Raw genomic sequence first — 22,240 nt, forward strand, 5'->3', positions numbered from 1 at the left:
CGTCGCCTTACTTGAAGTAATCCTGCAGCGGACGGACTTCGAGGCTGCCGGCCTTGAGCGCCGCGATGGCTTCGGCCACCGCTGCCGCGCCCGACAGCGTGGTGTAGTAGGGCACCTTCTGCATCAGCGTTGCGCGGCGGATCGACTTCGAGTCCGACATCGCCTTCTGGCCGTCGGTGGTGTTGAAGACGATCTGGATCTGGCGGTTGCGGATGGCGTCCTCGATATGCGGACGGCCCTCGAGCACCTTGTTGATCTTCTCCGCCGGCACCCCGTTCTCATTGAGGAAACGCGCGGTGCCTGAGGTGGCCAGTACCTTGAAGCCGAGCTCGGAGATGCGCCTGACGGCGGGCAGGATGCCGGCCTTGTCCTCGTCGCGGACCGAGACGAACAGCGTGCCCGAGCGCGGCAGGTCGACGCCGGCGCCGAGCTGGGCCTTGGCGAAAGCCAGCGCGAAATCGCGGTCGAGGCCCATGACCTCGCCGGTCGACTTCATCTCTGGCCCAAGCAGCGTGTCGACGCCGGGGAAGCGTGCAAACGGGAACACGGCTTCCTTGACGGCGATATGGCCGGGATTGCGCGGGTCGGGCTTGGCGCCGTAGTGGGCGAAGGCGGCGTCCAACTCTTCGCCGGCCATGATGCGGGCGGCGATCTTGGCGATCGGCTTGCCGACGGTCTTGGCCACGAAAGGCACCGTGCGCGAGGCGCGCGGGTTGACTTCGAGCACGTAGATGGTGCCGTCCTTGATGGCGTATTGGACGTTCATCAGGCCGCCCACATTGAGCGCCTTGGCCATGGCCGCGGTCTGGCGTTCGAGCTCGTCGACGAGCTCTGACGACAGCGAATGCACCGGCAGCGAGCAGGCCGAGTCGCCCGAGTGGATGCCAGCTTCCTCGATGTGCTCCATGATGCCGGAGACGAAGGTCGACTTGCCGTCGCACAGGCAGTCGACGTCGACCTCAATGGCGCCCGACAGATAGGTGTCGAACAACAGCGGGTTCTTGCCGAGCAAGGTGTTGATCTGGCCGGTCTTGTCGTTGGGATACTTTTGCTTGATGTCCTCGGGCACCAGGCCCGGCACGGTGTCGAGCAGGTAGGACTGCAGCATGCCCTCGTTGTGGATGATCTGCATGGCACGACCGCCGAGCACGTAGGACGGGCGCACGACCAGCGGGAAGCCGAGTTCGCCGGCGACGGTGCGGGCCTGCTCGACGGAGTAGGCGATGCCGTTCTTGGGCTGGGTCAGGTCGAGCTTCTTGAGCAGCTTCTGGAAGCGGTCGCGGTCCTCGGCGAGGTCGATCGCGTCGGGCGAGGTGCCGAGGATCGGGATGCCGGCCTTTTCGAGCGCATCCGCAAGCTTGAGCGGGGTCTGGCCGCCGAACTGGACGATGACGCCGTGGAGCGTGCCTGCGGCCTGCTCGGCGCGCAAGATTTCGAGCACGTCTTCCGCCGTCAGCGGCTCGAAATAGAGCCGGTCCGAGGTGTCGTAGTCGGTCGACACGGTCTCGGGGTTGCAGTTGACCATGATCGATTCATAGCCAGCCTCGCGAAGCGCATAGGCGGCGTGGACGCAGCAATAGTCGAACTCGATGCCCTGGCCGATGCGGTTGGGGCCGCCGCCGAGGATGACGACCTTCTTGCGGTCGGAGACCTGCGCCTCATCGGCGAGCGCTCCTGCAAAGGGCAACTCGTAGGTCGAATACATGTAGGCGGTGGGCGAGGCGAACTCGGCAGCGCAGGTGTCGATGCGCTTGTAGACCGGGTGCACGCCGAGCTTCTGGCGCGCCTTCTGAACCGCTTCCGGCTCGGACTTCGTCAGGGAGGCGAGGCGGGCGTCGGAGAAGCCCATCGACTTCAGCATGCGCAGGTTTTCGGCATCCTGCGGCAGGCCGTGCTCGCGGATGCGCGCTTCCGTGGCGATGATGCCGGCGATCTGTTCGAGGAACCACGGGTCGATCTTGCACATGGCGTGCACGTCTTCGAGCGAGGTGCCCATGCGGATGGCTTGCGCCACCATGCGCAGCCGGTCGGGCGTGGGCGTGCCGAGTGCGGCGCGGATGGCGTTGCGGTCGTCGCCATTGTCGCCATTGACGCCGAGGCCGGGGATCTCGATCTCGTCGAGGCCGGTTAGGCCGGTCTCAAGGCCACGCAGCGCCTTCTGCAGCGATTCCTGGAAGGTACGGCCGATCGCCATGACCTCGCCGACCGACTTCATGGCAGTGGTCAGCGTCGGCTCGGCGCCGGGGAACTTTTCGAAGGCGAAGCGCGGGATCTTGGTCACGACATAGTCGATCGACGGCTCGAAGGAAGCCGGGGTCGCACCGCCGGTGATGTCGTTTTCAAGCTCGTCGAGCGTGTAGCCGACGGCGAGCTTGGCGGCGATCTTGGCGATCGGGAAGCCGGTGGCCTTGGAGGCCAGCGCCGACGAGCGCGACACGCGCGGGTTCATCTCGATGACGACGAGGCGGCCGTCGGCCGGGTTGACGGCGAACTGGACGTTGGAGCCGCCGGTCTCGACGCCGATCTCGCGCAACACCGCGATCGAGGCGTTGCGCATGATCTGGTATTCCTTGTCGGTCAGGGTCAGCGCAGGGGCAACGGTGATCGAATCGCCGGTGTGCACGCCCATCGGGTCGATGTTCTCGATCGAGCAGATGATGATGCAGTTGTCGGCGCGGTCGCGCACGACCTCCATCTCATACTCCTTCCAGCCGAGCACCGATTCCTCGATCAGGACTTCGGTGGTGGGAGAGGCGTCGAGGCCGGACTGGACGATGGCGAAGAATTCCTCGCGGTTGAAGGCGATGCCGCCGCCGGTGCCGCCCATGGTGAAGGACGGGCGGATGATGGCCGGCAGGCCGACATGGTCGAGCGCCTGGGCGGCAACAGCCATGCCGTGATTGATGTAGCGCTGCTTGCGGTCGCCTTCGCCGAGGTTCCACTGGGTCTCGAGCGCGTCGAGCGCTGCGTCGAGATTGGCCGGTGCTTCGAGCTTGAGGGCGGCGCGCTCGGCCTCGTGGCGCTTGCGGTCGGCGTCCTTGACGTCGGTGGCATTGGCCAGCATCGACTTGGGCGTCTCAAGCCCGATCTTGGCCATGGCCTCGCGGAACAGGGCGCGGTCCTCGGCCTTGTCGATGGCGTGCGCGTCGGCGCCGATCATCTCGACGTTGTAGCGTTCGAGCACGCCCATGCGGCGCAGCGAAAGGGCGGTGTTGAGCGCGGTCTGGCCGCCCATGGTCGGCAGCAGCGCGTCGGGGCGCTCCTTGGCGATGATCTTGGCGACAACCTCGGGCGTGATCGGCTCGATGTAGGTGGCGTCGGCCAGCTCCGGGTCGGTCATGATGGTGGCCGGGTTGGAGTTGACCAGAATGACGCGGTAACCTTCCTCGCGCAGCGCCTTGCAGGCCTGGGTGCCGGAGTAGTCGAACTCGCAGGCCTGGCCGATGACGATGGGACCGGCGCCGATGATCAGGATGGACTTGATGTCGGTGCGTTTTGGCATGGGTTCGGTCCGTCATTAGGCCTGCGCGAAGAACCGGGACGGGGCATGCCCGGGCCGGTGCGCAAGGGAGATTCAAGTGTCAGGCTAGGCGGGCCTTATAGGGGAAGGACGGGGAGGGGGGAACCCCGAAAATTCGCGAATCCCCCCAGCATCTTAGCGATCGACACGCAAAATGACGCACCGGAGCGTGAACCGCCCGTCACGGCTCGATCGCTTGGCGGCCGGAACCAGCGCTGGCAACCCGCGTTAGCGTCGTGGCTGGATCGGGTCGGCGAGGCAAAAGGCGTTTTGAGGAACGCTCCACAGGCGCGGAAGAATGTCGCGCGAGGGCAAGCACAAATGCTGATCCGACGTGTTCTGCAGTCCCGGTTCACACCAAAAAAGCCTGTGACTCGCCACCTGCATTAAGCTAGTTTTCTGTTGAAGCGGACGGCACGGTCGAGCCTTCGACCAACAGATCGAGGAATGCATAGATGCTATGGAAAGGCCGCCGCCAGAGTGACAACATCGAGGATGTCCGCGGCGAGCGCGGCACGGGCATGCCGGGCGGATTTGGCCGCGGCAATGGCGGCCTGCCGATGGGCCGCGTGACCGGCGGCGGCGGCCTGTCGGGCATCATCATCCTCGTCATCCTGTTCTTTGCGTTGCGCGCCTGCGGCATCGATCCGTTGCAGATTCTTGAGGAGGGCGGCATGTCGGGCGGCGGCGGCCAGGTGACCCAGACCGGGCCCCGGTCAAACGACGAAATGACCCAGTTCGTCGCCACCGTGCTGGCCGAGACCGAAGACACCTGGAGCGGCATCTTTCAGGCCGAAGGGCTAAAGTACCAGGATCCCAAGCTGGTGCTGTTTTCGGGACAGGTGGCGTCAGCTTGCGGCTATGCCTCGGCGGCGGCGGGGCCCTTCTATTGCCCCGGCGACCGCAAGGTTTATCTGGACACCGCCTTCTTCAACCAGTTGGCCAGGAAATTCGGCGCGGCGGGCGATTTCGCCCAGGCCTATGTGATCGCCCACGAGGTCGGCCACCATGTGCAGAACCTCACCGGCATCCTGCCCAAGTTCAACCAGATGCGGCAGCGCATGAGTGAGGCGGAGGCCAACGCCATGTCGGTGCGCGTCGAATTGCAGGCCGATTGCTTTGCCGGCATCTGGGGACACTACACCGACCAGAAGGGCCTGCTCGAACAGGGCGACGTGGAAGAGGCGCTCAATGCTGCCCGGCAGATCGGCGACGACACGCTGCAGAAGCGCATGCAGGGCTATGTCGTGCCTGAGAGCTTCAACCACGGTACGTCGGCGCAACGCCAGCGCTGGTTCGCTACAGGCTTCAAGAGCGGCAAGCTGTCGGACTGCGACACCTTCAACAATCCGATCTGAATGGGCGCGGCGACCCGCATAGCGCTGACACCTGACGGCCTGTCGTTGTCGCGACTGGTGTTCGGCGCATGGCGGCTCTTGAACGGCGCGGAGAAACCTGGCCCCAAGGACGTGGCGCGGCTCATCGGCACGGCTGTCGATCTCGGCATCACCAGTTTCGATCATGCCGACATCTACGGTGGCTACACCGTGGAAGAGGCCTTCGGCGAAGGTCTGGCGCATTGGGCCGGCAGGCGCGACGGCATCGAACTGGTCAGCAAATGCGGCATCATGCTGAAATCGCCCAATCGCCCGGATAACCGGCTGAAACACTATGATACCAGTGCCGAACATATCGCTGCGTCGGTCGAGCGGTCGCTGGCCAACCTCAGGACCGACTATCTCGACCTGTTGCTGATCCACCGCCCCGACCCGCTGATGGATGCCGACGAAACGGCGGCGGCGCTGGAAAAACTGGTCGAGGCAGGCAAGGTGCGTGCCGTCGGCGTGTCGAATTTCACGCCTGATCAGTTCGATCTGCTGGCCTCGCGCCTGTCCATTCCGCTTGTCACCAACCAGATCGAGCATTCGGTGCTGGAGACCTCGGCGCTGACCGATGGCCGGTTGGACCATGCGCAGCGGCTGCGTTACGCGCCGATGATCTGGTCGCCGCTTGGAGGCGGCTCGTTGCTCACAGGCGACGGTGCGCGGGAGCACAAGGTGCGCGCAGCGCTGACGGTGGTTGCTGGCGAAACCGGTTGTCCCGATATCGCGACCATCGCCATTGCCTGGCTGCTCAGGCACCCAGCGCGGCTGGTCCCCGTACTCGGCACGATGAAGCCGGAGCGACTTGCCGAACTGGCCTCGGCGCTCGATGTCAGGCTGGACCGGCAGCAATGGTTCTCGATCCTCGAGGCCAGCGAGGGGCGCGCGGTGGCGTAGGTCGCCTGCGCCATTTGTCAGGAGCTGACCTTTTCCGACGCGTTCCTGCATTGTTCCAGCACCCTTCTTCGCCTATAAGCCTGCCTCCGTCTTGCCCCCGGGCGGCTGAAAAAGAGCGAGTGCGACATGCTTGATCAAAAATCCGCCAAACGGGGCCTGGCGCTCGTCTTCATGACGCTGCTGCTCGACATCATCGGCATCGGCATCATCATGCCCGTGCTGCCGGCCTATCTCAGGGAACTGACCGGCGTCGGGGTCGGCGAGGCGGCGATCGAAGGCGGCTGGCTGCTTTTCGCCTATGCTGCGATGCAGTTCCTGTTTGCACCGCTGATGGGCAACCTCAGCGACCGTTTCGGTCGTCGCCCGATCCTGCTCGCCTCGGTGCTGACATTTGCCATCGACAACCTGATCTGTGCGCTGGCCTGGTCCTATTCGATCCTGTTCATCGGCCGCGTGCTGGCCGGCATCAGCGGTGCGAGCTATTCGACGGCGGCCGCCTTCATCGCCGACGTCTCGAATGACGACAACCGGGCCAAGAATTTTGGCCTTCTGGGCATCGCCTTCGGCGTCGGCTTTGTCATCGGCCCGGTGCTGGGTGGCCTGCTCGGCGAGTTTGGCCCGCGCGTGCCGTTCTTCTTCGCCGCTGGACTCGCGTTCCTCAATTTCGTCCTGGCCTATTTCCTGTTACCCGAGACGCTGGCCGAGCATCATCGGCGCAAGTTCGAGTGGCGTCGCGCCAATCCGCTCGGCGCGCTGAAGCAGATGCGCAACTACAAGGGCATTGGCTGGATAGGGCTGGTGTTCTTCCTGATGGCGCTCGGCCACATGATGTATCCGGCGGTCTGGTCGTTCGTCACCAGCTATCGCTATGACTGGAGCCAGCAGCAGATCGGCTTTTCGCTCGGGGTGTTCGGCATCGGCGGCGCGGTGGTGATGGCTTTGGTATTGCCGCGTGTGATCCCCAGGCTCGGCGAATGGCACACGGCAGCGGTGGGGCTCGCATTCACCGCCATCGCCGCCTTCGGTTACGCCGCGGCCTGGGAAGGCTGGATGATCTATGCGGTGATCCTGGTGACCTGTCTCGAGGCGCTGGCCGACCCGCCGCTGCGCAGCCTGGCAGCCGCCAAGGTGCCGCCTTCGGCGCAGGGCGAATTGCAGGGCGCCATGAGCAGCCTGTTTTCGATCACCAGCATCATCACGCCGCTGCTCTACACGGGCATCTTCGCATGGTTCACCGGGCCCAATGCGCCGGTCAATTTTGCCGGAGCGCCGTTCGCGCTGGGCGGGGTGTTTCTCACCCTGTCGCTGCTGGTGTTCGTGGTGAAGGTGGAAAAACCGGCAAAGCGGGCGACCGCCACCTCGTGAGCCATCGTCAGCCGGGCGACCGCACGCTCCTGTGACTTCGGCGCGGCGAATGCTGTGCTAACCTTCCAGGCGGTTGTTCCGCCCGGGAGGGGATCATGCGCAGGCTGCAGGAATTGTTCCTCGTACTCTTGCTCCTGATCGGAGGCGTAGGCCTAACCCATGCCAATGTTGCCGAGCGACCGGCACCCACGGGCGGGATCCTGTCACTGCTGCCGCTGCCGAAAACCACCGATCACTCGATCACAGTGGCCGGCCGGAAGCTCGATTACCGCGCAACGGCTGGCACATTGTCGTTGCTGTCGGGCAAGGGCGAGGTGACTGCGGAAATTTTCTATGTCGCCTACACGCTCCTCACCGGCGCGGATCGGGAACCCGATCCCAAGCGGCCGATCACCTTCGTCTTCAACGGGGGGCCGGGTGCGGCGTCCGCCTATCTGCATCTCGGCGCGATCGGCCCGCGCGTCCTGGCGACGGCCGAGGATGGACGTTTCCTCTCGCCGCCGCAGAAACTGGTCGACAATGACAGCACCTGGCTCGACATGACCGACCTGGTCTTCGTCGATCCCGTCGGCACCGGCTACAGCCGCGAGGCACCCGGGCAGGAGGCGCACAATTTCTGGGGCGTCAAGCAGGACGCCTCGTCTATAGGCGCCTTCATCCGGCTCTACCTCGCCCAGGCGGGCCGCACCGCATCGCCGGTGTTCCTTGCCGGTGAAAGCTATGGCGGGTTCCGGGCAGCCCTGCTTGCGAGGACGCTGCAGGAAGATGTCGGCATCAACCCGAGCGGCATCATCCTCATTTCGCCGGCGCTCGAGTTCGCGCTGGTATACGGCGACGAGTTCCAGCCGCTGCGCTGGGCGCTCGAGCTTCCTTCGCTGGCAGCCGTGCGCTTGGGCAGCCAGGGCGTCAGCGGTTCGGAATTGCGGGGAAAGTTGGCCGAAATCGAGCGCTATGCGCTCGGCGACTATCTCACGGCAATTGCAGGCGGCCTCGAGCAGGGCGGGCGCCAGGCCAGCCAGCGTGTCGCCGAGATCACCGGCCTGCCGCTGGAACTGGTGCAACGGAACTTTGCCCGCATCCCGACATCGCTTTTCGCCAAGGAGTTTGCCCGGGCAAAGGGCAAGGTGGTGAGCCCTTATGACGGCACGATCGAAACCGCTGATATTGCCCCCGATGACGCGGGACTTCGCGGCCCCGACCCGGTGCTCGACCGAAGCGTGCCGGTGCTGACCTCCGCCTTTGTCGACTATGTCCGTGACGAGCTCAATTTCCGCACGGATCTCAGCTATTGGCTTCTCAATCGCGACGTCAGCGGCAACTGGGATTTCGGAACGAGTTCGACGCGCCAGGGATATGCCGGGGTGATGGAGGATCTGCAGCAGGCGCGGGCGCTGAACCCGGACCTCGGCGTGCTCATCGTCAACGGCTACACCGATCTGATCACACCCTATATGACCTCCAGCTATCTCGTCGGCCAATTGCCTAGCCTTGCCGGCGCCAAGCCGATCCGCACCGAGGTGCTGGAAGGTGGCCACATGATGTATTTCCGGCCTGAAGGGCGCAGCGCGCTGAAGAAGGCTGCCTCGGAGCTGTACCAGGCAAAGCAGTGAGCGGTTCCGCCAGTGCGGCGCTGTCCCCATGAAAAAAAAGAGGCCCCGCAAAGCGGAGCCTCTTTTGACGAAAGCCGTGAAAGAGCCGATCAGCGCTCGGCCAGCGCCGGTTCGCCCTGCCGTTCGCGGATCAGGTTGGCGAAGCGGCGGAACAGATAGTGCGAGTCCTGCGGGCCGGGCGAGGCCTCGGGGTGATGCTGGACCGAAAACACCGGGCGGCCGGTCAGCGCGATGCCGCAGTTGGAGCCGTCGAACAGCGAGACGTGGGTTTCCTCCACGCCCTCAGGCAGCGAGGCGGCGTCGACCGCGAAGCCGTGGTTCATCGACACGATCTCAACCTTGCCGGTGGTGTGGTCCTTGACCGGATGGTTGGCGCCGTGGTGGCCCTGGTGCATCTTCTCGGTCTTGCCGCCGAGGGCGAGCGCCAGCATCTGGTGGCCGAGGCAGATGCCGAAGACCGGCAGTTCGGTCTTGAGAAGGTCACGGATCACCGGAACCGAATATTCGCCGGTTGCCGCGGGATCGCCGGGGCCATTGGACAGGAAGATGCCGTCCGGCTTCATGGCCAGGATGTCTTCGGCGCTGGTCTTGGCCGGAACGACGGTCACCTTGGCGCCGAGGCCGGCGAGCAGGCGCAGGATGTTGCGCTTGACGCCGAAATCGACGGCGACGACGTGCATCGTGGCTTCATTGCGCTCGCCATAGCCTTCATTCCAGACCCAGGGCGTCTCGGTCCAGGACGACGACTGGCCTGATGTCACCTCCTTGGCGAGGTCGAGGCCGACGAGACCCGACCAGGCCCGAGCCTGCGCCTTGAGATTGTCGAGATCGAACTTGCCGTCGGGCGAATGGGCGATGACGGCGTTGGGCGAGCCCTTTTCGCGGATCAGCGCGGTCAGCGCGCGGGTGTCGACGCCGGACATCGCCACAATACCGCGCCGCTTCAGCCACTGGTCGAGATGGCCGGCAGCGCGATAGCTGGACGGGTTGGTGACGTCGGCCTTGAACACCGCTCCGACCGCGCCGAAGCGGGCCGCGGGGTTCAGGTCCTCGATGTCCTCGTCGTTAGTGCCGATGTTGCCGATATGGGGGAAGGTGAAGGTGACGATCTGGCTGGCATAGGAGGGGTCGGTGAGGATCTCCTGGTAGCCGGTGAGCGCGGTGTTGAAGCAGACTTCGGCGACGGCGCTGCCGGTCGCGCCAAGGCCGCGGCCCGTGATCACCGTGCCGTCGGCCAGAACCAGAACGGCAGTCGGTGCTTCGGTTGCCCAGGGGGCGGTCTCTGAGGCCATGTCGATGCTCCTGCGTAGCGGATGCCGCGACTTGAAAGATGGCTGGGAGGGGCCATTTTCGCGCAGCGAAAAGCACGGGCGACCGCAATATTGCGAGCCCCGTGCACAAACCAAATTAGTCCTTGCAAGGCGCGGACAATAGGGGAAGGCCGCTTTTGGGTCAATGACTGCGGCAATATTAGTGGTTAATATTTTTTCTCATTAAAAACAGGAAGTTGGCCATTGGCATTCGGTTTGCCGCTGTGGCAGATCGGCGCTATTGTTCGTGACGTGTTGAGGAGAATTGGCCATGCGCGAGAAACTCGCCGAGGCGCTGAAGACTGCATTGAAGGCTGGCGACAAGCGCCGCACCTCGACCTTGCGGCTGATCCAGGCCGCCATCCAGGACCGCGATATCGCCCAGCGCGGCGCCGGAAAGGGCCCGGTAACCGACGAGGATATCCTGCAGATCCTGACCAAGATGGTCAAGCAGCGTCAAGAGTCGGCCAAGGCCTTCGAAGACGGCAACCGGCTGGAACTGGCAGCGCAGGAGCGCGAGGAAAGCGTCATCATTTCGGAGTTCCTGCCCAAGCAGATGAACGAGGACGAGGTGCGCGAGGCGGCGCGCAAAGCGATCGCCGAGGTTGGCGCCGAGGGCCTGCGCGACATGGGGCGCGCCATGAATGTGCTCAAGGAGCGCTATCCCGGCCAGATGGATTTCGGCAAGGCGAGCGGTATCATCAAGGAACTGCTGCAGTAGGGCGGCGTACAATCCGCGTTTTGATGCCGCGATGTGCATGCCCGGAAGGCGGATCGATCTTCCGGACATGCATAGATCGAACGTACTGAAGTACATCTTTCCTGGCATGCCGACGAGCGCAAAAGGGTGCACAAATGCGCGTCGGACACGCCGAGTTTCGACTGGCCTATGCCGACGAGCGCAAATAGAATGCGTCGATCCTCGCAATCTTTATGAGCGTAAAGTTCTTGTTTTGAAAGCTTGTGACGATTTGTTGCCTAATATAGGTAATGATCGGCATTCGCTGCCGCAATAGACACAATGTGCTATGCGACTTATCGAAGGATTTATATGGTTTGTCATAGGTGATGCTATTCTTTCCGCTCCAAGCGAGAAGGAGAGATCATGGTTGCAGCACAGGGTCCGGAGGCAATAGAGTCCGCAAGCCTGGATGAACTTCGATCCGTCCAGTTCATGCGCCTGAAACAGGCAGTCAGCCGCGCCTATGAAAACGTTCCCTACTATCGGGCGAAATTCGCGGCGGCCGAGGTTCATCCCTCCGACCTGAAGCAGATCGACGACATTACCAAGTTTCCGTTCACGACCAGAGCCGACCTGAACGAAAACTACCCGTTCGGGCTGCTGGCAGTGCCGATGGACGAGATTGTCCGCATCCATGCCTCGAGCGGAACGACAGGGCGGCCGACGGTGGTTGCCTATACTAGCAAGGATGTCGACACCTGGTCGCAACTGATGGCTCGATCCATTCGAGCGGCAGGCGGGCGGGCAAGCGACAAGATCCATGTCGCCTATGGTTACGGCCTGTCTACGGGCGGTCTTGGCGCACACTACGGGGGCGAGTATCTCGGCGCGGCGGTGATCCCGATCGGCGCTGGCTCAATCGAACGCCAGGTGCAGGTGATCAACGATTTCAAACCCGACATCATCATGGCGTCGCCGTCCTACATGTTGGCAATCGCCGACGAATTCCATCGCCAGGGGCTTGATGCGCGGGCGAGCAGTCTGCGGCTGGGCCTGTTTGGCGAGGAGCCCTGGACGGAGGGCATGCGAGCACAAATCGAGAAGCGCATGGGGCTGGACGCGCTCGACATCTATGGCTTGTCGGAGATCATGGGCCCGGGCGTCGCCCAGGAGTGCATCGAGACCAAGGACGGTCTCACCGTCTGGGAGGACCATTTTCTTCCTGAGATCATCGACCCGGAAAGTGGTGCGCCACTGGCCGACGGCACGGCCGGTGAGCTGGTTCTCACGACGCTGACCAAGCAAGGCATGCCGCTGATCCGCTATCGGACCCGCGACCTGACCCGGTTGCTGCCCGGCACGGCGCGCCAGATGCGCCGGATGGAACGGGTCAAGGGACGCAGTGATGACATGCTGATCATCCGCGGCGTCAATATTTTCCCCTCACAGGTCGAGGCGGCGCTGGCGCATGAGCGCAATCTTGCCCCGCACTACATGCTCGAGCTGCATCGGCACGGCCACCTCGATGAGCTCGAGGTCGTCGTCGAAGCGCGCCGGAAAATTTCCGGCAAGCTGACGGCGGCCCAGCACAATGCGCTCGAGCACAGGGCTGAACACTTCATCAAGGCATTTGTCGGCATTGCAAGCAGGGTGCGGGTGGTCGATCCCGGCACGATCGAACGCTCCCATGGCAAGGCCAAGCGGGTGATCGACCTGCGTACGAAGAGCCAGGACGCTCCGCCTTCTTAGGGAAGACAGCGTGTCAGCTTAGCCCCTGATACCCGCGCTCGATAAGGTATTCGCAGGGCACCAAAGCGGCCGAGCTTACAGCCGATCAGCTGACCTTGAGGCGTGAGCCCTGCAGCAGGCCACGCTCCTCGAGGACCGGATAGGCGATCGAGGCGAGCAGCGAGTTGATCTGCTTGAGGTCGCGGATGGTGTCGAGATGGATCGAGCTGGTCTCGACGCTCTTGATGGTGCCGTCGCGCAGGCGCAGGAAGTGGCTCTGGCTGGTTTCCTTTTCGACGTCGCGCAGCCGGTCCTTCTCCAGCACCAGTTGCCGGGCCGTTTGCGGATCGCGGGAAACCAGAACGTTGAAGGCGAGACGCGCATTGGCCATCACCGCGGCGTGGAAGCTGGTGAGTTCGCGCCAGCCTTCCGGAGTGAATTCCAGGCCGCGATCGAGCTTTTTCTGCACATGGGCGAGCATGTTGCGGACGATGATGTCGCCGACCTGCTCGAGCTTGACGCAGGCGCCGAGCAGTTCCTGACAGCGCAGCGCCTCGTCCTCGGTCATCTGCTGGATGGTGGCCCTGGCGAGGTAGAACTTGATGGCGGCGTGCTTGCGGTCGACGCGGTCGTCGAGCGCGGCGAGCGCCTTGATCTTGTCGTCGTCGGCCTGTTCGTAAAGCTCGATGATGCGCTGGAGCATGATCTCGACGGTTTCGCAGACGCGCACCACTTCGCGCGTAGCGTTGGCAAGCGCGAGCGACGGCGTGGTCAGCGCACTTTCGTTGAGCGCGCTGAGCTCGGTAGTCTCCATCTCCTTGGCGGGGTCGGGCTTGGCGCCCAGCGCCACGATCTTTTGCGAGGCGCTGTAGACGAGCTTGGCCAGCGGAATGCCGGCGACCAGGATGATGCAGTTGAACAGGATGTGGGCGTTGATGATCTGGTCGGGCACGGTCGAGCCGAGGAAGGCGACCGACGGTTCGAAGGTGAGGAACAGGACGAGCATCACCAACGAGCCCGCGCCGCGCATCAACAGGTTGCCGACGGGAACGACCCGCACGGCCGGCTCGGCATGGCGCGTCAGCAAGGGGGCGATGACCGAGCTGCCGAGATTGACGCCCAGCACCAAGGTAATGCCAAGTTCGGGCGGCACGAAGCCGCGTCCGGCCAGGGCGACGATCAGCAGGACGGCGGCGATGGACGAATGGAACAGCCAGGTGACGAGGGCGGCGAGCAGATAGGCAGTGACCGGGTCGCCGGCGAAATAGTCGACGATGATGGGCAGAAGCTGGCTTTCGCGCAGCGGCTCGGACGCCTGGCCGACCATTTCGAGCGACAGGATGAGCAGGCCGATGCCGACGAGGATGCGGCCGCTCTGCTGCCAGTTGCGCCTTTCCGTGGCGAGAAACATCGTGGTGCCGGCGATCAGGCACAGCGGCACCAGCAGCGACAGGTCGAAGGTCAGGATCTTGATGACAAGCGCCGAGCCAATCTCGGCGCCGCGCACGGCGAGCTGGCCGGCCATGCCGCTGACGATGCCTGAACCGGCAAAGGAGCCGACCAGCAGGGTGACGGCGGTCGAGCTCTGGAAGGCGATTGCAAGTGCTGTGCCCGCAAGCACGGCCATCAAGGGGTTGCGCATGGTGTCGCGCAGCTTGTGGCGCAGCACGTCGCCATAGGCGCGTTCGACGCCGGTGCGGACCATGCGGGTGGCGAACAAAAGCAGCGCGATCGCGCCGGCAAGATGGATGAGGACGACCGAGCCGCTCACCGGATGCACCGGGAGTCGGTGGGCGCGGGCGTCTGCGTGTTCAAGCGAATCACTGTCATGTCCATGCCGATTAGATTAGCCGGATAATAGTTTTCGTCCATATTGCACGGCTGTGCAATTGCGGCAAACGGGGATTGCGCATCGTATCGAAATTGCGATCGGGCAGTGGATTGCCGGCGACGCCGGAGCGCCGCAATTTGAACGGCAGTCCGCCACCGGGCTGTGAATACCGGGCATGGGCGTGAATAAGGGTCGCTGGTATCGGTTGGCTCGACTATATGAGGTGGAAACAAGCAGGGCCCGATGCGCTTTTCCGATGGATTTTTGAGCGAGATACGCGACCGCGTGCCGATTTCGGCGGTGGTGGGCCAGCGCGTGACCTGGGACCGCAAGAAGACCAACGCCCAGCGCGGCGACTATTGGGCGTGTTGCCCGTTCCATGGCGAAAAATCGCCGTCCTTCCACTGCGAGGATCGCAAGGGCCGCTACCACTGCTTCGGTTGCGGCGTGTCGGGCGACCATTTCCGCTTCTTTACCGAACTCGACGGCCTGAGCTTTCCTGAGGCGGTGGAGCGCGTCGCCGAGATGGCGGGCGTACCGATGCCGGCACGCGACGCGCAGGAGGAGCGGCGCGAGCGCGAGCGCGCCACGCTGCACGACGTCATGGAACTGGCGACGCAGTTCTTCCAGGAGCGGCTGCAGGCTGCCGACGGGGCCAAGGCCCGGGCTTATCTGCGCGACCGCGGCTTGGCGCCGGCAACCCAGCAATCGTTCCGGCTCGGCTATGCGCCCGACAGCCGCAACGCGCTCAAGGAATTTCTGGCCTCCAAAGGGGTCGAGAAGGCGCAGATGGAAGCCTGCGGGCTGACCGTCTTCGAGGACGTGCCGGTGTCCTACGACCGGTTTCGCGACCGCATCATGTTTCCGATCCCGGATTCGCGCGGCCGCATCATCGCCTTTGGCGGGCGGGCGATGTCGGCGGAGATTTCGGCCAAGTATCTCAACTCGCCGGAGACCGAGCTCTTCCACAAGGGCAACGTGCTCTACAATTTCGCCCGCGCCCGCAAGGCGCTGCAGAAGGGCGGGGCGGTGATCGCCGTCGAAGGCTACATGGATGTCATCGCGCTTGCCCAGGCCGGGTTCGAGAATGTGGTGGCGCCGCTGGGCACGGCATTGACCGAAAACCAGCTCGAACTGCTGTGGCGCATGTCGGGCGAGCCGGTGCTGTGCTTCGACGGCGACAAGGCGGGCCTCAAGGCAGCCTATCGCGCTGCCGATCTGGTGCTGCCGATGGTGGCACCGGGCCACACCGCACGCTTTGCGCTGCTGCCCGAGGGCAAGGACCCCGACGACCTGGTCAAGGCCGAGGGGCCGGAAGCCTTCCGCGCGGTGCTTGGGGCTGCGCGGCCATTGGCCGACCTGTTGTGGATGCGCGAGACTTCTGGTGGCGTGTTCGATACGCCCGAGCGGCGGGCCGAGCTTGAAAAGACGCTGCGCGAGCTGACCAGCCGGGTCAAGGACGAGAGCGTCCGCTACCATTACCAGCAGGAGATGCGCGACCGCGTTCTCAGCTTCTTCGGCAACCAGCGCGGACGCCAGCAGGGCCAGGGCGAGCGTGGCAAGGGCTCGTTCGGCAAGGGTGAACGAGGCCAGTGGGGCAAGGGCGGGGCAGGGTCAGCCGCCGGCCGGTTCGCCGTCTCCGAAAGCCTGGCGCGTTCGGCCATGGTCAAGCGGGCGGGCAGCATCATGCCGCTGCGCGAGACCGCGCTGGTCGTCGCCCTGGTCAACCACCCGATGCTGATCGACGAGAATTTCGACCATGTCGACAGGCTCGACCTCAGCAATGGCGAACTCAGGCAACTGCATGCGGTGCTGATCGATGCGATGGCGCATCATGAGGCCAACAGCCGCGACCAGGTCGTGGCGGCGATCGAGCGGGCCGGCTGCGCCGAGATATGGGAGCGGGCGGTGGCGCTGGTGCGCAAGGCGCGCCAGTGGACGGCATTGGAAGATGCCGCCCTCGAGGACGCCCGCGATGCCTTCGCGCAGGCGTTGCACTTGCACCGCAGCGCGCGCACCTTACATAAGGAGCTGAAACAGGCCGAGGCGGCGCTGGCGACCGATCCGACAGATGAGAACTACAGGCATCTGGTGGAGGTTCAGGCGCAGTTTCACGATGTGCAGGCTACCGAAGCGCTTATCGAAGGCTTCGGCGTGTCCTCGGGCCGAAGCGGACGCAACTGAGGCGGATTGACCCGTTTGCCGCAATTGATTCGCCTTTTTGGTGCGAATCATGCGACAGGCGCTTGACCTTCCGCCAGAATGGCGGAATCAGGTCGATTCGAAAAAGTTAACCGGCAGCATGGCTGCCGACCGTGTCGATGGCCTGAAAATGCGGATCGGGGCGCTTGTCACTGGACAGGAAGATATTCCGCCACAGATATCAGGGTTAATCTGGACTTAACACAGGTGCAGCTACTGGCAGTTCAGGCGCAGGTTGGATGAGCCCATCTGATTTGCACTGTCCGAGAGTATAAGCGGCTGACGGGCCGCCTGGAGAAAGCGAAGAATGGCGACAAAAGAAAAGGAAGAGGTCGAGACCGAACGCGAAGGCGCCCCTGACGGCCCCTTGCTCGACCTTTCCGATGACGCTGTCAAGAAGATGATCAAGCTCGCTAAGAAGCGCGGCTATGTCACCATGGACGAGCTCAATGCGGTGCTGCCCTCGGAGGAAGTGACTTCCGAGCAGATCGAAGACACGATGGCGATGCTCTCGGACATGGGCATCAACGTCGTCGAGGACGACGAGCAGGGCGAAGAGGCGGAAGCTTCCGAAGGCGACGCCGAGGAAGATGCCAACGAACTTGCCGAGCAGACTGGCACGGCTGTTGCCGCCACCACGACCAAGAAAGAGCCGACCGACCGTACCGACGACCCGGTGCGCATGTATCTGCGCGAAATGGGTTCGGTGGAGCTTCTGTCGCGCGAAGGCGAAATCGCCATCGCCAAGCGTATCGAGGCCGGCCGCGAGACGATGATCGCCGGCCTGTGCGAGAGCCCGCTGACTTTCCAGGCCATCATCATCTGGCGTGACGAGCTCAACGAAGCCAAGATCCTGCTGCGCGAGATCATCGACCTCGAAGCCACCTATGCCGGCCCCGAGGCCAAGCAGGCGCCGATCGTCGAACGCATCGACGAGGACGCCAAGCCGAAGGAAGAGCCGAAGGCTGGGCGCCGTCGCGGCGGTGACGACGAAGACGACATCACCAATGTCGGCGGCGACAACCGCGGCGAGGAAGAGGAAGAAGACGAGGACGAGGCCAGCCTGTCGCTGGCGGCCATGGAAGCAGAGCTTCGGCCGCAGGTGATGGAGACGCTCGACGTCATCGCCGACACCTACAAGAAGCTGCGCAAGCTGCAGGACCAGCAGGTCGAGAACCGTCTTGCTGCCGCCGGCACCCTGTCGCCGAGCCAGGACCGTCGCCTCAAGGAACTGAAGGACCAGCTGATCACGGCGGTGAAGTCGCTGTCGCTCAACCAGGCCCGCATCGAGGCGCTGGTCGAGCAGCTCTACGACATCAACAAGCGCCTGGTGCAGAACGAGGGCAAGCTTCTGCGCCTCGCCGAAAGCTATGGCGTGCGCCGCGAAGAGTTCTTGCGCGAATACCAGGGCTCCGAGCTCGATCCGAACTGGACCCGCTCGATCGCCAACCTGTCCAGCCGCGGCTGGAAGGAGTTCACCAAGAACGAGAAGGACACCATCCGCGACCTGCGCGCCGAGATCCAGAACCTCGCCACCGAGACGGCGATCTCGATCCTCGAGTTCCGCAAGATCGTCAATCAGGTGCAGAAGGGCGAGCGCGAGGCAGCGATTGCCAAGAAGGAAATGGTCGAGGCCAATCTCCGCCTCGTCATCTCCATTGCCAAGAAGTACACCAACCGCGGCCTGCAGTTCCTGGATCTCATCCAGGAAGGCAACATCGGCCTGATGAAGGCGGTCGACAAGTTCGAGTACCGTCGCGGCTACAAGTTCTCGACCTACGCCACATGGTGGATCAGGCAGGCGATCACCCGTTCGATCGCCGACCAGGCCCGCACCATCCGCATTCCGGTGCACATGATCGAAACGATCAACAAGATCGTTCGCACCTCGCGCCAGATGCTGCACGAGATCGGCCGCGAGCCGACGCCGGAAGAACTGGCCGAAAAGCTCGCCATGCCGCTCGAAAAGGTGCGCAAGGTGCTGAAGATCGCCAAGGAGCCGATCAGCCTCGAAACGCCAGTCGGCGACGAGGAGGATTCGCACCTCGGCGATTTCATCGAGGACAAGATGGCGATCCTGCCGATTGACGCGGCGATCCAGGCCAATCTGCGCGAGACCACCACGCGCGTGCTCGCCTCGCTCACTCCGCGTGAGGAACGCGTGCTGCGCATGCGTTTCGGTATCGGCATGAACACCGACCACACGCTCGAAGAGGTCGGCCAGCAGTTCTCGGTGACGCGCGAACGTATCCGCCAGATCGAGGCCAAGGCGCTGCGCAAGCTCAAGCACCCGAGCCGCTCGCGCAAGCTGAGAAGCTTCCTCGACAGCTGAGAATGGATCAAAAGCCCGGGCATGTTCCCGGGCTTTTTTTGTTAAGGGGAGTGCAATGCGACAGCTTGTGCAGACAGCGACAGGTCTTTCGGCACTTTCATTCGTCATGATTGGCGCCGGTGCCGCGCCAAAGGAACCGATTGGCATGCCCAACCCCGCTTCGGCGCATTGCGCCAAGATCGGCGGGCGTTCCGAGATCGCCAGGGATGCCGTTGGGAACGCCACTGGATACTGCCATATGCCGGACGGGCAGGTCTGCGAGGAGTGGGCGCTGTTCCGCGACCGCAAATGCGTCGCGCCGAAGGATTGAACGCGCTCGGGGGAGGGGCCATGTCGATCGAGTTCTTGCTGACCACGCTGATCATAGTCGCTTCACCGGGCACCGGCGTCGTCTACACGCTGGCGGCCGGGCTTTCGCGCGGCGGGCGAGCGAGCGTGCTCGCTGCCTTCGCCTGCACGCTCGGCATCGTGCCGCATCTGGTTGCCGCGCTGACCGGACTGGCTGCGCTGCTGCATGCCAGCGCGCTTGCCTTCGAGATCGTCAAATATGCCGGCGTCGCCTATCTGCTCTACATGGCCTGGCAGAGCCTGCGCGAGCAGGGCGCGCTGAAGGTGGACGCCGGTGCCGACCCGCGTAGCGCCCGGCAGGTGCTGGTCGACGGCGTCCTGATCAATGTGCTCAACCCGAAGCTGTCGATCTTCTTCGTGGCCTTCCTGCCGCAGTTCATCGCGCCGAACGAGCCGCATGTGCTGATGCGCATGCTCGAACTCTCCGGCGTGTTCATGGCTGCCACCTTCGTGATCTTTACGATCTATGGCCTGTGTGCAGCGGCCGTGCGCGACAAGGTGACGGGTAGCCCACGGGTGATGACCTGGATGCGCCGCACATTCGCGGCCGCGTTTGTCATGCTCGGGGCAAAGCTTGCGCTGACCGAACGCTGAAGGCAGCAGGCGGAAGACTGCCTCTGACATAGCAGGCTATGCCGGTCGGCGATTTCCGATCAAATGGTGCGACAAGGCTTCGCCTTGCCTTGCGGACAGTGCGGCAGGGGCGGATACTTAGCGCGTGGATGCATTTCAGGGCGATCACCCGGATGCCCGCCCCGGCGTTTTGCCGTGCTCCGTGGCACCGGAGGGAGGTGTGCCGTGACGACATACATCATGCTGATCAACTGGACTGACCAGGGCGTGCGTGACGTCAGGTCCTCGCCCAAGCGGCTTGATGCCGCCAAGAAGCTGCTTGGCGACATGGGTGGCTCGTTCAAGCAGTTTTTCCTGACCATGGGTGACTATGACATGGTCGGGATCGTCGATGCGCCCGACGACGCGGTGGTGGCGCGCTTCGCGCTGATGCTCGGCCAGGGCGGCAATGTCCGGACGCGCACGATGAAGGCATTCCCGGAACTTGCCTACCGCGAGATCATCGCTTCGATGGGATAGCAGCTTGCCAGGGCGGTACCGCAGCGCCCGCACCTTACGGGGGCTGCGGTTCCTCCCAGGTCGAAACGCCTCGACTGAATCAAGACGACCGTCTAAGCTGCGGAAAAACAACGGGAAGAACCAGGATGTCGTTTCTGAAGAGGCTTTTTGGCGGCGGAGGCGGTGCAACCGAGGCGCCAGCATCGGCTGTTGCCAAGGAGATCGAATACAAGGGGTTTTCGGTCAAGGCGACGCCCTACAAGGAAGAGGGCCAGTTCCAGACCTGCGGTGTCGTATCCAAGGAAATCGACGGCGTGGTCAAGGAGCACAAGTTCATCCGCGCCGACCGCTTCGCAGCACTCGACGACGCTGTCGAGGTGTCGCTGACCAAGGGCCGGCAACTGGTCGACGAGCAGGGCGAACGCATGTTCGGCTAGTCCTGCCGACCGACAATTGGAAGCACCAGCCCGGCCATTGCGCCGGGCCTTTTTGTATCAAGGCCTCGCCGGCAGCATCAGGCCGTCGATGAGGGCGGTGATCACCTCCATCTGCTCGGCGGCCGGCGCGCCGGCGTCGACGGCGAGCGCTGCGCGGTCGAAGGCGGCGGCCAGCAGGCTGGTGAGTGCTGCCAGCGGCAGCTTGCGGAGCGCGCCGGCGCGCATTGCCATTGCCAACCCCTCGCGCAAGGTGCGGTTGCCGTGGCGGTCGTCGATCTCGTCCATGCCGATCCGGCCGAGCACGGCTGGTCCGTCGAGCAGCAGGAGCCGTGTTCGGCCGGGCGCCTGCATCGCCTCGAGATAGGCGCTGCTGCCGGCCAGCAGCGCCTCGCGCGGGCTAAGATCGTCGGGAGCTGCCTGCTCGATCTCGGTGGCCACGGCCGCAGCTTCCGCTTCGGCCACGGCGGCAAACAGCGCCTGCTTGTCGGCGAAGTGATGATAGAGCGCCCCGCGCGTCACCCCGGCCAAGGCGACGATCTCCGGCGTGCCGATCTCGGCGTAGGATTTTTCGGCAAAAAGCTTGCGTGCCGCCGCGATCAGTTGCGCGCGTGTCGCCTCGGTGCGGTCGCGGTTGGATCGCCGTTCGGTCCTTACTTGCATACATTCAGCCTGTATGTTAAATGCATCAACATGCAGACTGTATGTGTTTTTCGAGAGGAAGAAAAGCCATGAAGACGACGAGCTACTATCCCGTGCTGATGACCGGCGACGTGGCCGGCACGGCAGCGTTTTATGTCGAGCACTTCCGCTTCGAATCGCTGTTTGAAAGCGACTGGTACGTGCATCTGCGCTCGACCGAGGACAGGCGCGTCAATCTCGGCATCGTCGACGGCGATCATGAGACGATTCCCGCGGAGGGGCGGGGCAGGACAAGCGGGCTGCTGATCAATTTCGAGGTCAAGGACGTCGATGCGGTCTACGCGCGGATCGAGGCTGCGGGGCTGCCGATTCTCAGGACCCTGCGCGACGAGCCTTTCGGCCAGCGCCACTTCATTACCAAGGACCCCAATGGCGTTTTGATCGACGTGATCAAGCCGATACCGCCGAGTGCTGAGTTTCTGGCGAACTATGCGCAGGAGGCGGTTTTCAATTGAGGCGCGACCTGGCCCTGGAGGGAGGCGGCACAATGGTGCTCAGGACGCGTCCAGTACTTCTTTCACCTCGGGCGTGACCGGGACCGAGGTGACGACGTAGGTGTTGGAGGTAAGGTCACTTGCTGATCTGACGATGATGCCGTCGTTCTTCAGTCTCTGGAAGGTTGCCCGCGACAGCCGCATGGCCTTTCCCTTGGCGTCAGCGGCTGCAACCTTGTCCGCCCAGGGAAAGTGGGTGATGGTCTCGACACGCTTGAGAAAGCGCTTTTCCTTGTCGGTCAGTTCAATCACGCAGATTGCCCCCGCTTGCCGACAAGATAGGGCCGTTGATTTTCCTGTCCAGCCCTGGCGGGAGGTGACGAGACCGTCGC

18 protein-coding genes are annotated in these 22,240 nt (G+C 63.7%); 13 read left to right on the forward strand and 5 right to left on the reverse strand.

What is annotated here, in order from left to right; genetic code table 11:
• Nucleotides 1-7: 7 nt before the first annotated feature.
• Complete coding sequence (gene carB / locus ABSY17_RS09395; protein WP_378949678.1) at nt 8-3,502, reverse strand: carbamoyl-phosphate synthase large subunit; 3,495 nt, start codon at nt 3,500-3,502, stop codon at nt 8-10.
• A gap of 473 nt (nt 3,503-3,975) precedes the next feature.
• On the opposite strand from carB, the gene ABSY17_RS09400 reads away from it, so the two are divergent.
• The 4 genes from ABSY17_RS09400 (at nt 3,976) to ABSY17_RS09415 (ending at nt 8,774) form a co-directional block, all read left to right on the forward strand.
• Nucleotides 3,976-4,878 carry a neutral zinc metallopeptidase gene (locus ABSY17_RS09400; protein ID WP_378949680.1) on the forward strand — a complete coding sequence of 301 codons (903 nt, stop codon included), beginning with the start codon at nt 3,976-3,978 and terminating at the stop codon, nt 4,876-4,878.
• Nucleotides 4,879-5,799, forward strand: coding sequence for an aldo/keto reductase family oxidoreductase (locus ABSY17_RS09405; protein WP_378949682.1), 921 nt, complete (start codon nt 4,879-4,881; stop codon nt 5,797-5,799).
• Between the two features lie 126 nt (nt 5,800-5,925).
• Nucleotides 5,926-7,164, forward strand: a complete 1,239-nt coding sequence (locus ABSY17_RS09410) for a TCR/Tet family MFS transporter (RefSeq protein WP_378949684.1) — start codon at nt 5,926-5,928, stop codon at nt 7,162-7,164.
• A gap of 95 nt (nt 7,165-7,259) precedes the next feature.
• Nucleotides 7,260-8,774, forward strand: a complete 1,515-nt coding sequence (locus ABSY17_RS09415) for a S10 family peptidase (protein WP_378949686.1) — start codon at nt 7,260-7,262, stop codon at nt 8,772-8,774.
• An 89-nt stretch (nt 8,775-8,863) separates the two neighbouring features.
• Here the strand turns inward: ABSY17_RS09415 and carA are convergent, their stop codons facing one another.
• Nucleotides 8,864-10,066 carry a glutamine-hydrolyzing carbamoyl-phosphate synthase small subunit gene (gene carA, locus ABSY17_RS09420; protein ID WP_378949688.1) on the reverse strand — a complete coding sequence of 401 codons (1,203 nt, stop codon included), beginning with the start codon at nt 10,064-10,066 and terminating at the stop codon, nt 8,864-8,866.
• A 289-nt stretch (nt 10,067-10,355) separates the two neighbouring features.
• Here carA and ABSY17_RS09425 point away from each other — a divergent pair, with 289 nt between their 5' ends.
• Complete coding sequence (locus tag ABSY17_RS09425) at nt 10,356-10,805, forward strand: GatB/YqeY domain-containing protein (RefSeq protein WP_378949690.1); 450 nt, start codon at nt 10,356-10,358, stop codon at nt 10,803-10,805.
• A gap of 384 nt (nt 10,806-11,189) precedes the next feature.
• Nucleotides 11,190-12,515, forward strand: coding sequence for a phenylacetate--CoA ligase PaaK (paaK, locus tag ABSY17_RS09430; protein ID WP_378949692.1), 1,326 nt, complete (start codon nt 11,190-11,192; stop codon nt 12,513-12,515).
• An 85-nt stretch (nt 12,516-12,600) separates the two neighbouring features.
• Here the strand turns inward: paaK and ABSY17_RS09435 are convergent, their stop codons facing one another.
• Nucleotides 12,601-14,265 (reverse strand): Na/Pi cotransporter family protein, encoded by a 1,665-nt coding sequence (locus tag ABSY17_RS09435; RefSeq protein WP_378949694.1) that lies wholly within the window; start codon nt 14,263-14,265, stop codon nt 12,601-12,603.
• Between the two features lie 303 nt (nt 14,266-14,568).
• On the opposite strand from ABSY17_RS09435, the gene dnaG reads away from it, so the two are divergent.
• The 6 genes from dnaG to ABSY17_RS09465 all read left to right on the forward strand — a co-directional run bounded on the left by dnaG (nt 14,569) and on the right by ABSY17_RS09465 (nt 20,715).
• Nucleotides 14,569-16,509 (forward strand): DNA primase, encoded by a 1,941-nt coding sequence (gene dnaG / locus ABSY17_RS09440; protein WP_378949696.1) that lies wholly within the window; start codon nt 14,569-14,571, stop codon nt 16,507-16,509.
• 325 nt (nt 16,510-16,834) lie between these two features.
• Nucleotides 16,835-18,859 (forward strand): RNA polymerase sigma factor RpoD, encoded by a 2,025-nt coding sequence (rpoD, locus tag ABSY17_RS09445; RefSeq protein WP_378949698.1) that lies wholly within the window; start codon nt 16,835-16,837, stop codon nt 18,857-18,859.
• Between the two features lie 55 nt (nt 18,860-18,914).
• Entirely contained in the window at nt 18,915-19,169 is a 255-nt protein-coding gene (locus ABSY17_RS09450; protein WP_378949700.1) for a DUF333 domain-containing protein, read from the forward strand.
• Between the two features lie 20 nt (nt 19,170-19,189).
• Nucleotides 19,190-19,801, forward strand: coding sequence for a LysE family translocator (locus tag ABSY17_RS09455; protein WP_378949702.1), 612 nt, complete (start codon nt 19,190-19,192; stop codon nt 19,799-19,801).
• A 204-nt stretch (nt 19,802-20,005) separates the two neighbouring features.
• Nucleotides 20,006-20,299: a GYD domain-containing protein gene (locus tag ABSY17_RS09460; RefSeq protein ID WP_378949704.1), complete on the forward strand. Its 294-nt coding sequence runs from the start codon at nt 20,006-20,008 to the stop codon at nt 20,297-20,299.
• A 125-nt stretch (nt 20,300-20,424) separates the two neighbouring features.
• On the forward strand, nt 20,425-20,715 hold the full coding sequence (locus ABSY17_RS09465) for an HlyU family transcriptional regulator (RefSeq protein WP_378949706.1): 291 nt from the start codon (nt 20,425-20,427) through the stop codon (nt 20,713-20,715).
• A gap of 57 nt (nt 20,716-20,772) precedes the next feature.
• Here ABSY17_RS09465 and ABSY17_RS09470 read toward each other — a convergent pair whose 3' ends face one another.
• Entirely contained in the window at nt 20,773-21,375 is a 603-nt protein-coding gene (locus tag ABSY17_RS09470; RefSeq protein WP_378949707.1) for a TetR/AcrR family transcriptional regulator, read from the reverse strand.
• Nucleotides 21,376-21,443: 68 nt separating this feature from the next.
• Between ABSY17_RS09470 and ABSY17_RS09475 the strand changes: the two genes are divergently transcribed.
• On the forward strand, nt 21,444-21,869 hold the full coding sequence (locus ABSY17_RS09475; protein ID WP_378949709.1) for a VOC family protein: 426 nt from the start codon (nt 21,444-21,446) through the stop codon (nt 21,867-21,869).
• Nucleotides 21,870-21,908: 39 nt separating this feature from the next.
• On the opposite strand, the gene ABSY17_RS09480 is transcribed toward ABSY17_RS09475, so the two are convergent.
• Nucleotides 21,909-22,160, reverse strand: a complete 252-nt coding sequence (locus tag ABSY17_RS09480) for a hypothetical protein (RefSeq protein ID WP_378949711.1) — start codon at nt 22,158-22,160, stop codon at nt 21,909-21,911.
• Nucleotides 22,161-22,240: the final 80 nt, after the last annotated feature.

The sequence above is a fragment of the Mesorhizobium sp. ANAO-SY3R2 genome (assembly GCF_042466635.1).
Lineage (GTDB): Bacteria > Pseudomonadota > Alphaproteobacteria > Rhizobiales > Rhizobiaceae > Aminobacter.